Origin of the sequence: Antarctobacter sediminis (assembly GCF_019218285.1) — a bacterium.
Taxonomy (GTDB): domain Bacteria; phylum Pseudomonadota; class Alphaproteobacteria; order Rhodobacterales; family Rhodobacteraceae; genus Antarctobacter; species Antarctobacter sediminis.
Map to the genome: position 1 here is coordinate 77141 of NZ_JAHUZG010000002.1, position 14142 is coordinate 91282.

The 14142-nt window shown below is 66.0% G+C and carries 12 protein-coding genes; 9 read left to right on the top strand and 3 right to left on the bottom strand.

Annotation, left to right across the window (positions count from 1 at the left end; genetic code table 11):
• Window positions 1-36: 36 nt before the first annotated feature.
• Entirely contained in the window at window positions 37-1017 is a 981-nt protein-coding gene (locus KJP30_RS08055) for a membrane dipeptidase (protein WP_218448530.1), read from the top strand.
• A gap of 9 nt (window positions 1018-1026) precedes the next feature.
• Here KJP30_RS08055 and KJP30_RS08060 read toward each other — a convergent pair whose 3' ends face one another.
• Window positions 1027-2196: an amidohydrolase gene (locus KJP30_RS08060; protein ID WP_218448531.1), complete on the bottom strand. Its 1170-nt coding sequence runs from the start codon at window positions 2194-2196 to the stop codon at window positions 1027-1029.
• 123 nt (window positions 2197-2319) lie between these two features.
• On the opposite strand from KJP30_RS08060, the gene KJP30_RS08065 reads away from it, so the two are divergent.
• The 3 genes from KJP30_RS08065 to KJP30_RS08075 all read left to right on the top strand — a co-directional run bounded on the left by KJP30_RS08065 (window position 2320) and on the right by KJP30_RS08075 (window position 5353).
• Window positions 2320-3969 (top strand): hypothetical protein, encoded by a 1650-nt coding sequence (locus KJP30_RS08065; RefSeq protein WP_218448532.1) that lies wholly within the window; start codon window positions 2320-2322, stop codon window positions 3967-3969.
• Entirely contained in the window at window positions 3966-4487 is a 522-nt protein-coding gene (locus KJP30_RS08070) for a hypothetical protein (protein ID WP_218448533.1), read from the top strand. The genes KJP30_RS08065 and KJP30_RS08070 overlap by 4 nt, the downstream gene beginning before the upstream one ends.
• A 68-nt stretch (window positions 4488-4555) precedes the next feature.
• On the top strand, window positions 4556-5353 hold the full coding sequence (locus KJP30_RS08075; protein ID WP_218448534.1) for a phytanoyl-CoA dioxygenase family protein: 798 nt from the start codon (window positions 4556-4558) through the stop codon (window positions 5351-5353).
• Between the two features lie 4 nt (window positions 5354-5357).
• On the opposite strand, the gene truA is transcribed toward KJP30_RS08075, so the two are convergent.
• Window positions 5358-6128 carry a tRNA pseudouridine(38-40) synthase TruA gene (gene truA, locus KJP30_RS08080; RefSeq protein ID WP_218448535.1) on the bottom strand — a complete coding sequence of 257 codons (771 nt, stop codon included), beginning with the start codon at window positions 6126-6128 and terminating at the stop codon, window positions 5358-5360.
• 192 nt (window positions 6129-6320) lie between these two features.
• Between truA and KJP30_RS08085 the strand changes: the two genes are divergently transcribed.
• From KJP30_RS08085 to KJP30_RS08105, 5 genes are all read left to right on the top strand, one after another.
• Entirely contained in the window at window positions 6321-7736 is a 1416-nt protein-coding gene (locus KJP30_RS08085; RefSeq protein WP_218448536.1) for a YcjX family GTP-binding protein, read from the top strand.
• On the top strand, window positions 7733-8200 hold the full coding sequence (locus KJP30_RS08090) for a GNAT family N-acetyltransferase (protein WP_343222754.1): 468 nt from the start codon (window positions 7733-7735) through the stop codon (window positions 8198-8200). The genes KJP30_RS08085 and KJP30_RS08090 overlap by 4 nt, the downstream gene beginning before the upstream one ends.
• Window positions 8201-8202: 2 nt before the next feature.
• Window positions 8203-9216 carry a YcjF family protein gene (locus KJP30_RS08095; protein WP_218448537.1) on the top strand — a complete coding sequence of 338 codons (1014 nt, stop codon included), beginning with the start codon at window positions 8203-8205 and terminating at the stop codon, window positions 9214-9216.
• A 94-nt stretch (window positions 9217-9310) separates the two neighbouring features.
• Window positions 9311-12049, top strand: coding sequence for a DUF2339 domain-containing protein (locus tag KJP30_RS08100; RefSeq protein WP_218448538.1), 2739 nt, complete (start codon window positions 9311-9313; stop codon window positions 12047-12049).
• Window positions 12050-12145: 96 nt separating this feature from the next.
• Window positions 12146-12853, top strand: coding sequence for a VIT1/CCC1 transporter family protein (locus KJP30_RS08105; RefSeq protein WP_224874236.1), 708 nt, complete (start codon window positions 12146-12148; stop codon window positions 12851-12853).
• Between the two features lie 15 nt (window positions 12854-12868).
• Here KJP30_RS08105 and KJP30_RS08110 read toward each other — a convergent pair whose 3' ends face one another.
• Entirely contained in the window at window positions 12869-14053 is a 1185-nt protein-coding gene (locus KJP30_RS08110) for an FAD-dependent oxidoreductase (RefSeq protein WP_218448540.1), read from the bottom strand.
• Between the last annotated feature and the right edge of the window lie 89 nt (window positions 14054-14142).

Consider the following 14142-nt stretch of genomic DNA (forward strand, 5'->3'; position numbering starts at 1 on the left):
GTTGCACGGCTCCCTGCGCCCAGCTAGCGTCACCCTATGAAAGCGCCCCTGATCGACAACCTGCAATACTGCAACTTCTCGGAAAAGATCTTTCGCCAGCTGCGTGCCGGCGAGGTGGACGCGATCCATGTCACGATCGCCTACCATGAATCCTTCCGCGAGATGGTGCTGAACCTTGAACGCTGGAATCGCTGGTTCGAACGCTATCCCGACCTGATCCTGCGCGGGACAGAGGCGCGCCACGTTCGCGAGGCGCAGGAGACCAGGCGCACCGCCGTCTTCTTTGGCTTCCAGAACCCATCGCCCATAGAGGATGACATCGGCCTGATCGAGATCGTACACCAGCTAGGCGTGCGCTTCATGCAGCTGACCTACAACAACCAGTCGCTGCTGGCGACCGGCTGTTATGAGGACGAAGACACCGGCCTGACCCGCATGGGCCGCGCCGTGGTCGCGGAGATGAACCGCGTCGGGCTGGTCATCGACATGAGCCATTCGGCAGAGCGGTCGACGCTGGAGGCGATCGACCATTCCACCCGCCCCATCGCCATCACCCACGCCAACCCCGACTGGTGGCATCCCGCGCTGCGCAACAAGTCCGACGAGGTGCTGCGCGCCTTGACAAACTCCGGCGGCATGTTGGGCTTTTCGCTTTACCCGCATCACCTTGCCGGCGGCACGAATTGTTCGCTCACCGGGTTCTGCGAAATGGTGGCCGAGGCGGCGGATCGCTACGGCGCTGAAAATCTCGGGATGGGCACCGACCTCTGTCAGGATCAGCCGGACAGCGTGGTGGAATGGATGCGGGTCGGGCGCTGGACCAAGGAAATCGACTATGGCGAAGGCTCGGCTTCGACCCCCGGTTTCCCGCCCATGCCCGACTGGTTCCGGGACAACCGCGACTGGGACAATATCCGCGACGGACTGCGCGAGGTCGGCTTTTCGCGCGAGGAAACAGATGGTCTGCTGGGCGGCAACTGGATGCGGTTCTACGAGGCCAGTTTCGGCCCCGCCTGAGGACGCATTTCATCGCTGCGCATCAAAAACCTCCGCGCGCTGCCCGGCAAAGGCCGTGACCGCGCGCAGAAAGATCCCTGCGCCCACTTCGATCAACCCGTCGGGAAAATCATAGTCCGGTGCGTGCAGCGCCGGGCAGTCCTCACCCGCCCCAAGGAACAGCATCGCCGCAGGCATGACGCTGCCGAACAGGCCGAAATCCTCGGAAAAGCGCAGCGGCAACAGGCCTGCCGCCCGGGGCAACGCGGCGCATGCGGTCTCAAGGACCGCAACCGCCTCAGGCGCGTTCACGCAATGGCCAAAGGCCTCGTGAACGGTGATCTCGCTGCCCACCCCCTCGGCCACCTCTTCCACAAGGGCGCGCGCCTCGGACTCCAACGCCGCCATCTGGTCATCCAGCAGCGTGCGCAGGGTGACAAAGACCTCTGCCTCGCCCGGTGCCACGCCGAAACTCGGCTCACCCAGCCGCGCGTGGGTCACGGTGGCCAGTCGGAATTCTGGATCAGTGACCGGCAAATCGCGCCGCAGCGCCTCCAGCGCCGGAATCAACCGCGCCAGTGCCACGCCGGGCGACAGGCCCTTTTCTGGCTCCGAGGCATGCGAGGTCCGCCCCGTCAGCCGGATTTTCAACCCGCGCGAGGCGCAGTTGACTGCCCCCTCCGCCAAAGCAACTGCCCCAAGCGGCAGCCCCGGGAGGTTGTGCAGTGACAGCGCCATGGTCGCGCCAAGTGCTGCGAAACGGGGATCTGCCAGAACCGCGCGCGCCCCCGCGCCGGTTTCCTCGGCCGGTTGGAACAAAAGGATCACACGGCACCCCGGATCATGGGCGGCCAGTTCCCGCGCCACCACGCCAAGGATCGCCATATGCCCGTCATGGCCGCAGAGATGCGCAACGCCCGGCCGTTCGGACCGCCAAGGGCGATCGCCGGTTTCCATGATCGGCAGGGCGTCCAGTTCACAGCGGATCATCAGGCCGCCCGCGCCAGAGCCCTGCCCGAACGCGGCCGCGACACCGGTCCCGCCAAGGCCCTCGACGACCTCGGCCCCCAAGGCCCGCATCTCCTGCGCGATCCTGTCCGCCGTCGCGGTTTCGACACCGGACAGTTCCGGCATCCGATGCAGGGCATGGCGCAACGCAAGGGCCGCCGCAAGGTTGCTTTCGTCAATCCGGTATCCCAAGGCTTCCTCCTGCTGCAATCGGCGTCACGGTTTCACGCCATGTCGTAGCCCGCAACTCCCCTCTGTTTTCGGACCGGCAATCGACCCTATGCAGATGGCCGACCTTTTGGCACAGTCACACAGATGAAGGACCTTGCCACGCAGCCGCCGCAGGTCGACCTGCGCCCGCCCTCCACCGTCATGCGGCTTGCCCGCATGGGGGCTGGTTTTCCCACGCGGCTGAGTTTTCTGCGGGTGCTGATGCGGCGGCTTGGGGCCGAAGGGGCGCAGTTGCGACGCTCGGTCTGGAACATCGGCGCGGATGGTTATGGGCACGCGGTCTATACCATTTCCCTTGGCGGTCATGACTATAGCCTTGTCGCCGTTTCAACCCATCTGCCGGATGAGATGCGCACCGACCGGGTGATCGCAACCGCATGGGACAGCAGCTATGTGCTTTACGATGGCATCCCTTCACCCAAGGAAATCGCCCGCATCTGCGCCGCTGCCCCGAAACAAGAGGCCGGGCGCTTTACCCAACGCGATCTCGTCCTGTCACGCGCCAATAAATCGGTCAGGCTGTTTGCCCATGTGGTCGAGCGTCTGCGCGCGGGGCAACAGCCCGACGCCGACCTGATCAATCGTGTCGGTTACCTGATGCGGACAACCGCGGTTTACGGCAATGGCAAGTTCGGCATCGCGGACCGGGGGCTGATCGCGGATCGCCCGGGGATCCAAGGCCCTTTCGCCGCCGAGATGCTGACGGTCTGGATGATCCGCAACTTTACCCATGACCTTGTCGAACATCTGGGCGGCGCGCCCTTGGACCCACGTCTGAAACGCCACCTTGGGATCGGCAACTCCACCGGATTGGGCATGGCACCTTTCCTCGTGTCGCATCCGATGCTGCTGCACAACTGGATCGTTGCCCGCGAAACGGCACTGGCCCGTGTGCGGGCGCTGCCCCGGATCACACGGGATCAACGCGTCCGGTTGGTTGCTTTGTCTGACAGGGTCGCGGCCCATCTGGCGGAATGGCAGGTGCCGGCCCCGGACCATCAGGCAAGGATCGACCTGCTGCGCGCCGAATGGCCGGCCATTCGCGGCCTGATCGAGGAGCTTCCGCAGGATCGGCCCATAGAGACCCTGATCCGACAATCCGAACAATATGCCATCGACACACAAGAGCTCTGCGTGGCACTGGCGTTGGAACCCTTTGCCGATCTGGTCGACGATCTGGCAGACGGTATGTCCGACCACGATGGCCCGCCAATCGCGCCGTTCCCGGAAGCCACGGCCCTGCGCCTGGCCATCGAAACCGCTTTTGGCTGGGCGCTGGACATCGATTTTGCCGATCCGGCGCAGGTGGGGCGCTTTTGGTACGTGTCCGAAGAAAAGCTGGAACCGCGGCTGGGCGAGCGGTTTGCCGAACCGGGGGCGGAACGGGAAAGCCCGCTGGACATCGCGCGCCGTGTGCAGGCGCTGTATCGCGCGCTGGACGGCGTCGAGGACCTGCAAGGATTTCGCGCGCAATCGCCGGAACATGAGCTTGCCCTCGCGCGGGTTGCCTGCCTGCTGCGGCACCCCTACGCGGAAATCCGCGACAACCTGATCGCCGCAACTTGCCTGCCCATCGACATGCTGCGCTGCAAGCTGGCTTTTTTCGGGGCGACGAAATTTGATCCGAAATCGGACCGCTGGACGCGGATCGCATTGGCGCAGGGTGCGCCATTGCCCGAGGATATGGGGACGGATCGCGCCGATGACTGGTGGCTGGCGGGGCTGACGAGATGAGCTATTCCGCCAATGAAATCGCGGGCCTTGCCCAAAAGGCCGCGCGCGGGGCCGGGTTTCCGCCACGGCAGGCGGACCTGTTCGGCGCTGCAACAGTCCGCTATCTTGCCGACGGCGGCCCGCCCGAGGCGCTGGACGCAGCGCTGGCCGATCCGACCAACAGTCCGATCCTGCGGCTGCCCCTGCTGATCGAGGACATTCTGCGCGCGGTCGAACTTGTCGGTCCCGAGGTCACGCTGACCATGCAGCCGGGGGACGAGGCACTGGCCGTTTCCTATGCAGAACTGCTGCCGCTTGGGATCGACCATGCGGACGTAGACCTGACCGACGAAGGGTTGCCCCGCCTGACCCTGCGCAGCGATCCGCAACAAACCGCCCGGCGCGCGCTGCCCCCCCGTATCGAGGCTCCCGCCGCACTGGTCGACCGTCTGACCCTGCTGGCCCGGGAAACCTATGTTCCGGCCTCGGACACATCGCGCGACGCAGGCGCCGGTGCCGGGGACATCGACAACGACTGAGCTGCCGTTTCGGCGCTTGCAGTGCCGCGCCCGCCGTGGTTCCTTGCGCTTCCGACAGGAGGACCGCCATGCCACACCCGCTTTTGACCCAGGCCGATATCGATGCCTTTCAGCGCGACGGTGTCGTCGTGATCCGCGGGCTTTGGGCGGATCAGGTCGACCAGCTTCGCGCCGGGATCGACCGCAACATGGCAGAGCCGGGTCCCTATGCGGCCGAGAACCTCAAAGAGGGCGAAGCGGGGCGGTTCTTTGACGATTATTGCAACTGGCAGCGGATCCCCGAGTTCGAAGAGGTTATCCGCACCTCTGCCGCCGCCGAGGTGGCCGCCGACCTGATGCAATCGGACAGTGCGCAATTGTTCCACGATCACGTTCTGGTCAAGGAACCGGGCACGTCGAAACCCACGCCATGGCATCAGGATGCGCCCTATTATTTTGTCTCGGGCCGCCAGACCGTCAGCTTCTGGAGCCCGCTAGACCCTGTGACCGACGCGACCCTGCGCTGCGTCGCGGGATCGCATAAATGGGACAAGCCCGTGCTGCCGACGCGCTGGCTGTCCGAGGAAAACTTCTACCCTGACGAAGACGCCTATATGCCGGTGCCGGACCCGGATGCCGAAGGTATGACGGTGCTGGAATACCCGATGGCGCCGGGCGATGCCGTCGCCTTCAACTTTGACATCCTGCATGGCGCGCGCGGCAACGAACGCGCCGAACGCCGCCGTGCCTTTTCACTGCGTCTGGTGGGGGATGATGCGCGCTATGTCACCCGGCCCGGGCGCACCTCGCCTCCCTTCCCCGGGCACGGGATGCAGGACGGCCAACGCCTGCGCGAAGATTGGTTCCCGATTCTGTTCCGGCGCTGATCCGTTACCGGGCGAAAGGGTCGTCGGGATACCCGACACCCATCAGGCTCAGCCCGTCAGGCGGGCAGACCGGGCCACAGGCCGCACGGCTGCGGGCCTCCAGCGCGGCACGAACGTCGTCCGGGGCCCATGTCCCGGCCCCGACCCGTTCCAGCGTCCCTACGATAGAGCGCACCTGATTGTGCAGGAACGACCGGGCGCGCAGGTAGAAATGCACCTCTGCTCCGGCCAGCCCTTCGACCCGCTTGATAGTGATCTCATCCATCGTCTTCACCGGAGATTTGGCCTGACACATGACGGATCGAAAGGTGGTAAAATCGTGCTGGCCAAGCAGGAATGATGCGCCCTCCTGCATGGCGGCGATATCCAGTTGGTGGTTCACGCGCCAGACCTGACCTGCCTCCAGCGTCGCAGGCGCCCGCCGCATCAGCAGGCGGAACAGGTAGCGCCGCTCGACCGCGGAAAAGCGCGCGTGCCATTCATCGTCAACGGCCGCCGCATCCCGGATCGCCACCGGCAGGGGTTTGAGGTGAAAGTTCAGCGCCTCAGACAGGCGGAAAGGATCCCAATCCTTTGTCATGTCGCAATGGGCCACCTGCCCGCGGGCGTGAACCCCGGCGTCGGTCCGCCCTGCCGCCGCGATTGTATGTTCGCGCGGTTCCAGCCGTGCCAAGGCAGCCTCGATCGCCGCCTGCACCGAAGGTTGGTCCGCCTGTCTCTGCCACCCGGCAAAGGGACGACCGTCATATTCCACGAGAAGAGCATACCTGGGCATGATCTGCCTCCTAGCCTCGGCACGGGCCAAGGGCAACCGTCCCTGCGCGGGGCGGGCCGGGGTCGGGCGGGTGGGAGGCCCGTCCCGCGCAGGGAGAGGCATGTTGCGCCGGTTTCCCCCCGAAGCCCCTCTGGCCCCGCGCCGCCGCAATGACTAAGTTGCCAGAGAACCGCAGGGAAAGGCCCGCACTTCATGGTCATTGGCACCATCGCCGACACGCTGACCCGCAGCGTCGAAAACGTCACCGGCGCCCTGTCGGAAACCTTCTTCGAACCCACTCTTCGGCTGGGGGTCACCGGCCTGTCCCGCGCGGGCAAGACCGTTTTCATCACCTCGCTGGTGGCGAACCTTCTGGATCGGGGCCGGATGCCGCAACTGGTGGCAGAAAGCGAACAGCGCATTCTCTCGGCCTTTCTGCAACCACAGCCCGACGATACGCTGCCCCGGTTCGACTATGAAACCCATCTTGGCGCGCTGACCGCCCGCAGCCCGCACTGGCCCGACAGCACCCGCGCCGTTTCCGAATTGCGCCTGTCGCTCAAGATCCGGCCCGCGGGCCTGCTGTCTGGATTGCAGGGCCCGCGCACACTGCATCTCGACATCGTCGATTACCCCGGCGAATGGCTGCTGGATCTCTCGCTGCTCGACAAGAGCTATGCGGAATGGTCGCAGGACATGCTGGCGCGGCTGGAATTGCGCCCGGAGGGGCCCGCCGTTCTGGACCGGCTGAAAGCCGAGGACGCCGGTCAGGAACTGGACGAAAGCCGCGCGCGCGCCCTGTCGGATGCCTATACGGCCAGCCTGCACACCGCCCGCGCCGCCGGATTTTCGGATTGCTCGCCGGGGCGGTTCCTGCTGCCCGGCGAGCTGGAAGGCTCTCCCGTGCTGACCTTCGCCCCCCTCCCGCCAGTAGAGGGTGCGCCGCGCCGCTCGCTGTATCGCGAGTTCGAGCGGCGGTTCGACAGCTACAAGTCGCGCGTGGTCAAACCCTTCTTTCGCGATCATTTCAGCCGCATCGACCGGCAGATCGTTCTGGTCGATGCTTTGGGCGCAATCCATGCTGGCCCCCGCGCCATGGAGGATCTGCGCCGCACGCTGGCCGAAATCCTGACCGCCTTCCGCCCCGGTGCCAATGCTTTCCTGTCCAAGCTGTTGCTGGGCAAGCGGGTGGAAAAGATCCTGTTTGCCGCCACCAAGGCCGATCACCTGCACCACCTGCAACATGGCCGCCTGACCGCCATCATGGAGGCCCTGACCCGCGAGGCGCGCGACCGCGCACGCTTTGCCGGGGCCGAAACGCAGGCCATGTCCATCGCTGCCCTGCGCGCCACGACCGAACAGATGATCGCTCATGCCGGGGCCGATCTGCCCTGTGTGCGCGGCACCTTGCTGGAGACAGGCAAGCAGGCCGCCTTCTACCCCGGCGCCCTGCCGGAAGACCCCTCGCATCTGCTCGGGGCTGCCCGCGATGGTGCGGAACAGTGGTTGGATCAGGACTATTCGGTGATGAATTTCGCGCCCGCGCCCCTGTCGCTGAAACCGGGCGAAGGCCCGCCCCATATCCGGTTGGACCGGGCCGCGCAGTTTCTGATCGGTGACCGGTTGTGACAGCCGCCGAAATCACCCTGCGCCCCGCGCACCCACGGGATGCCAACCGCCTTGGCGCAATGATCACCGAAGCCGTCGATGCCCGCGCATGGAAGCCGCGCCTGCATTCCGGGGCGCAGGACATCTCGCATGCGGGCACTCTGATCGACCGCGGCTGGGTGACGGTGGCCGAACTGGGACGGGACACCGCGGGTTTCCTTGCGCGCGAGGGCCATTTCATCCACGCGCTTTTCGTTGCCGCATGGGCACAGGGGCAGGGTCTGGGCACCGCGCTGCTGCATGACGCCAAGGACCGGGCCGAGCGTCTGGAACTCTGGACCTTTCAACAAAACGAAGGCGCACAACGGTTTTACCTGCGCCATGGGTTCGGCGAAACCGGCCGCACCGAGGGCGACAACGAGGAAGGTCTGCCTGACATCCGTTACCTGTGGCGCCGCCCGCAGACAGCCTCCTGGAGCCTTTGACCATGAGCAAGCCCCCCAAGGGTCCCATCCTGATCGACCTTGACGACGAAGGCACCGAGGCCCCCAGCCCCGCCAGCGCCCCACCGGTGCCCGAACCGCATCTGCCACCGCCTGAAGGCGCGGCCATGACAACGGTTGCGGCGCTGGCCGCTCGGCAACCTTCGGCACTGGCGCGCTGGTTCTGGCGTCTGTTGCTGGCCTTGGTAGGAACGCTTGTGTCCATCGCCGCCTGGCGCTTTGTGACCGATCTGATCGCCAGCAATGCGGCACTTGGCTGGGCGGTGACCGCGCTGTTCGGTGCTTTCGGGCTGGTCTGCCTGATGATCGTCATCAAGGAACTGGCCGCATTTTCGCGCCTGTCGCGGATCGACGCCTTGCACCACGCCGCCGAAACCGTGCTGGCCGACGAAGACCTCGCCGGCGCGCGCAGGCTGACTGACGACCTGGTGGCACTGTACAAGGGACGCGAAGATACGCGTTGGGGCCGCGACAGGCTGACCGCGCAGCGGGACGATATTTTTGATGCCAAGGGCCTTGTGGATCACGCGGAAACGGCACTTTTGGCCCCGCTGGACGCCGCCGCCCGCCGCGAGGTCGAGGCCGCGGCCCGACAGGTGGCCACCGTGACAGCTCTGGTGCCGCTGGCGCTGGCGGATGTGATCACCGCCCTGACGGCCAACCTGCGGATGATCCGGCGGATTGCCGAGATCTATGGCGGGCGGTCGGGCACCTTGGGCAGTTGGCGGCTGACCCGGGCTGTGATGTCGCATCTGGTGGCCACTGGTGCGGTGGCGGTGGGCGATGACATGCTGGAACCGATCCTTGGCGGCGGGTTGCTGGGCAAGCTTTCGCGCCGCTTTGGCGAAGGTATGGTCAACGGGGCCCTGACCGCGCGGGTGGGTGTTGCCGCGATGGAGGTCTGCCGACCGTTGCCTTTCGGCGCAGGAAAGCGGCCCTCGGTCCGAACCATCATCCGGTCCAGCCTCAGCGGTTTGGTGATGCAGGACAAGGGTTAACCCCGGCCCGGGGCTGGTCCGGCATTCCGGACCTGTCTCTGACGGCCGGGCCGGTCTAGACTTCGCCTTCGAAGTATTCGGAGACCGGCATTTCATGGAAGCGCTTCTCGTTCTCTTGGGTCTTGCCGTGCTGGCGCTGCCCGTCGCGGTGATCTTTCTGATCTTTGCGCAGGTCAGACTGCGCCGCGATTTCCGCGCCGTTCAGGGCCGGTTGCAGGATCTCGAACGCAGTGTCGCCCAAAACGGACGCCCCGCCCCACGTGGGGCCGGGCCGCGACCTGTTCCGCTGCCGGTTGAACCCCGGCCCCAACAGATCCGCCCGGTTGAACCGGCCAATGCCGCGCCGCCGCCCGTTACGGCGGACCCGCCCCTCCCCTCGGCACCGCCACAACCGACCACCCCGACACATCCGACGCCACAGCCCAAAGGCCCCTCGGGCTTTGATCGGCTGTTCGGCTGGTTGCAGGAAAACTGGTTCTACGCGATTGCCGCTGTCTCGCTGGCGCTGGCGGGGATCTTCCTTGTCCAATACGGGGTCGAAACCGGCCTGCTGACGCCCGGCGCACGGGTCATTGCCGCGCTGGTTTTCGGCGGAGCGTTGATCGTCGGGGGCGAAACCATCCGCAGACGTTTTGGCGACGGGGCCGACAAGGCCAGCGCCTACCTGCCCTCGGTCCTGTCCGGCGCGGGGCTTGTTTCGCTGATGGGGGGCATTCTCGCCGCCCGCCTTCTGTACGATCTGGTTGCGCCCGGACCGGCGCTGGCCGCCTTGTTCGGCATTGCCCTGTTCGGTCTGGTGCTGGGCTGGCGCCACGGGCCGCTATTGGCTGCAATCGGCCTGATCGGTGGCATGGCCGCGCCTTTCCTTGTTGGCGGCGAAAGCGACAATCCCGAATGGCTGCTGGTCTATTTCGGCCTGCTGGCGATGCTGGGACTTGGCATCGACACCTTGCGCCGCTGGGCATGGGTCAGCCTGCTGTCCGTGGCCCTTGGCTTTGGCGCGGCGGTCCTTCTGCATCTTTCGGCCCCGTCGTCCGAACCCATGATGGCCAGCCTTGCGGTCTATGCCGTCGCGCTGGTTCTGGCGAGCCTTCTGATCCCTTCGCGCGCCTTGTCTCCTGATCATCAAGGAACCTGTCTGACAGGGGCCATTTTTGAAACCGGTGACCGGGGCCGCCCGATTTTTCCCGTGATCCTGTCTTGCCTGACGCTTTTGGCGGGCTGCGTTCTGCTGGCCTATACCGCACAGGAAAGCGCGCTGACATGGCGCCTGTCGGCCGGGCTGACGGCGGGTCTGGGCACCGCGATGGTCCTGTGGTCGCGGGGCGCTCCTGCCCTACAGGATCAGGCAGCGCTGCCAGTGCTGACGTTGCTGGCGCTGATCGCTGGGCCGGATCTGAACACCGCCATGCAAGACAGTCTGACCGCGCGTTTCATCGCCGGGCAAGAGCTGACCGAGCAGCGGATGATGATGGATTTCACGCTGATCCTTTTGGCCGCGGTTCTGACCGGGCTGGCGGCGGCATGGCGCAGCCTGCAACCCGGCGGCTATCCCGCGCTCTGGGCCGGGGCGGCGGCGCTGATTGCCCCGCTGGCCGGACTTGCGCTGGAATTCGGCTGGCAGCCGGCGATGATGATCGGGGCCTGGCCCTGGGCGCTGCATGCGCTGGCGCTGGCGGCACTGATGGTGGCCAAGGCCGCCCGCTTTGCCCGCGCCGATAAAGCGGACCGGCTGCGGCCCGCCTTGGCCACGGTTTCGGCGCTGGCCTGCATTGCCTTTGCCCTGACGCTGCTGCTGACTTCGGCGGCGCTGACGCTGGCGCTGGCCGCCGTGGTGGTCAGCGCGGCGGCGCTTGACCGGCGGTTTGACCTGCCGCAGATGACCGTGTTCATTGCCGCCGGAATCGTGGCGCTGGGGTATCGACTGGTATTTGATCCGGGGCTTGACTGGGCCTTTGGCGCCCCGGTGCTGGAGATGCTGGCCACCTACGGCGGCACGCTGGCCGCCCTGCTTTCCGCCCTGTGGCTGGGTCTGACGCGCCCGCGCCCCCGCGCCCGCGTCCTTTTGGAAAGCGCGGCGTGGTCGGTGGGCGGCATGACCGTCAGCCTGACCTTGTTCCACGCCATCGAAGCCTATGTCGGCCACGTCCCGAAAGAGGCGCATTGGGGCATAGGCCTTTACGCCTCGATCTGGATCTGCACTGCGCTGGCGCAACTGGAACGGCTGCGGCTGGGCGGGCCGTTGCGCTGGGTACGGGTCATGCTGGCGGGCAGCTTTGGCCTGATAGCGCTGGGGTTCATCGGGCTGGGCCTGTCCTTGGGCAACCCGGTTTTCGAAGAACAGACCGTGCATGGCGTGATCGTCCTGAACACGCTGATCCCGGCCTACCTTCTGCCTGCGGTCCTTCTGGGGCTGGGCGCGCTGCGGCTGGCCCGTCTCAGGATTTGGCTGCGGGTGGGACTGGGCGGCCTTGGCGTTTTGCTGGCGCTGGTCTGGGCTGGGTTGGTCATCCGCCATGCGTGGCAGGGCGGCACCCTGATGCATTCCGCCAACGGCATCACGGATGGCGAGTTGTACAGCTATACCGTTGCCTTGTTGCTGGCGGGCGCGGGCCTGTTTTACCGCGCGCTTGCGCATCGGTCCGATCTGTTGCGGCGGGCCGGCGTCGCGGTGATCGCGCTGGCCGTCGCCAAGGTCTTTCTGATCGACATCTCGGGGCTTGCCGGGCTGGTAAGGGTCTTTTCCTTCCTGCTGCTGGGTCTGTCATTGGCCGGGTTGGCCTGGTTCAACCGCTGGGTCCAGACGCGGGCCGGTGCCCCTTTGGACGGCTAGGCCCGGCGGATACGGAATTGCGAGTCGCTCTCGCTTGACCCTCGGCCCGCGAAACGCCACCCACGGCGCGAACAACCGAGGAGATAGCGAATGGACCTGCCCGAACACGGCCACTCTGACACCGAGATTGCCGAGCGGCTTGCCAATCCGCCCGGACGCGGAGATCTGGGCGATGCCGTCTATGGCGCAATCGACGGCGCGGTGACAACCTTTGCCATCGTTGCCGGTGTCGCGGGAGCGGGCCTGTCGCCATTCGTGATCGTCGCGCTCGGGCTGGCCAACGTTCTGGCGGACGGGTTCTCGATGGCGGCAGGGAACTATTCGGCCACCAAGGCGGAACGCGACAATAAACTGCGCCTGCGGATGATCGAGGAGCGGCATATCCGCCTGCACCCCGAGGGCGAAAAGCGCGAGTTGCGGGCGATCCTCGAACAAAAGGGGCTGTCCGGCGCAACGCTGGAGGATGCCGTAGACCAGATTTCGCGCAATCACGAGATCTGGATCGACACCATGCTGGAGGGCGAATACGGCATCGGTTCCGTTGACCCGCACCCGCTGCGGGCGGCACTGGTGACCTTTGGCGCGTTCCTTGTTGCCGGGTTTGTGCCCTTGCTGCCCTTCCTGATCGGCATGACGCAGGGCTTTGCCGTGGCCAGCGTGCTGACGCTTGTGACCTTCTTCGCCATCGGATCGCTGAAAAGCCGCTGGTCGCTGTCGCCGTGGTGGCGGTCCGGTCTGGAAACGCTGGCCATCGGCGGCTTTGCCGCGGGGATCGCCTATTACGTAGGTTCGCTGTTCGGCTGATCCCTCCCCCTGCCCTCAGCTCTCCAGAGAGCCAAGTGGCGGCAACAGGTCGCCGCAGACAAGCCGCGTCAGAATGCGCTGAATCGGCGTCCATGTCGACATCGGGTACAGCAGCTTGTCCCGCAGCACCGGCAGGCTGCGGCTGTCTCCCTGATATTGTGGCGTGAACAGGCGGCTCATCATCTGATAGCCGCGCACATGCCAGCGGCGTGCGCGGGCGTAGGTCAGCGCCGCCAGCGGCAGGTCATCGCGCGCCGCCTTGAGCGCCTGCGCCAATGCCCAGGCATCCAGCAACGCCATATTGGCCCCCTGCCCCAACTGCGGGCTGGCGCGGTGGGCGGCGTCACCGATAAAGATCAGCCCCTCTTCGAAGGGACGCCGCAACGTGCCGTGGGCATAGCGCGCCATGGTCATTTGGGCCGGATCAGTGATCTGTTCGACAAATGGCGCAAATTCGGGCCAGAGGGCGACGGCCTCGTCCCGCCAGGCCTGCAAGCCGCCCGCGTGCCACGAGTCGAAACTGTCGGACGGCAGGGACCAGAATATCGAGGTGCGGAACCCGTCCTGATCCGGGACCTGCCCCACAGGCAAGACGCCCATCATCCGATCCGCGCGACGATAGGCCTGACGCAGTTCGTTGCGCGGCAAACCGGTGCCCGCCGGCCATTTCACCGTGCCCCAAAGTGCCCCGTACCCCAGCGGTCGCGCATGCATGGGAGACAGCGGAGACCCCGCCCCGGTGGCGTCCACGATCAGGTCAAACGGGCCTTCGCGGCCATGTTCGAAAATCAGCGTTCCGTCCTGACGTCCAATCACCCGATGACCTGCGACGATCTCGGCCCCGGCGTCCTGCGCCGCATCGTACAGCGCCTGAAACAGTGCCGCCCGGTGAATCGCCAGTCCGAAACGGGGATCGCCGGGGGCGTCATAAGCCACGTCCAGCACCGGCTGGCCGCTCTGCGCCTCGTGCCCGAACATGCGGTGGATACGGTTGCCGGCGGCCATGGCAGCGGGCAAGGCCCCGACGCGGTCCAGAACCTCTAGCCCGACAGGCTGCATGACAAGGCCAGACCCCACCGGTGCTGGCGCAGCGAACTGGTCAAAGACCGTCGCACGGTGCCCCGCCTGACGCAGGGCCGCCGCAGCGGCAAGCCCGCCCATGCCGGCACCGGCAATTGCGATGTTCAGCACTCTGGCCATGATTTCCTCCCGTGGGAATGGAAAGCCTGCCACGACTGATAGCGCAAGCGGTGCACTGTCGCAGGGTAGGGAATAACGCCACCCGACCC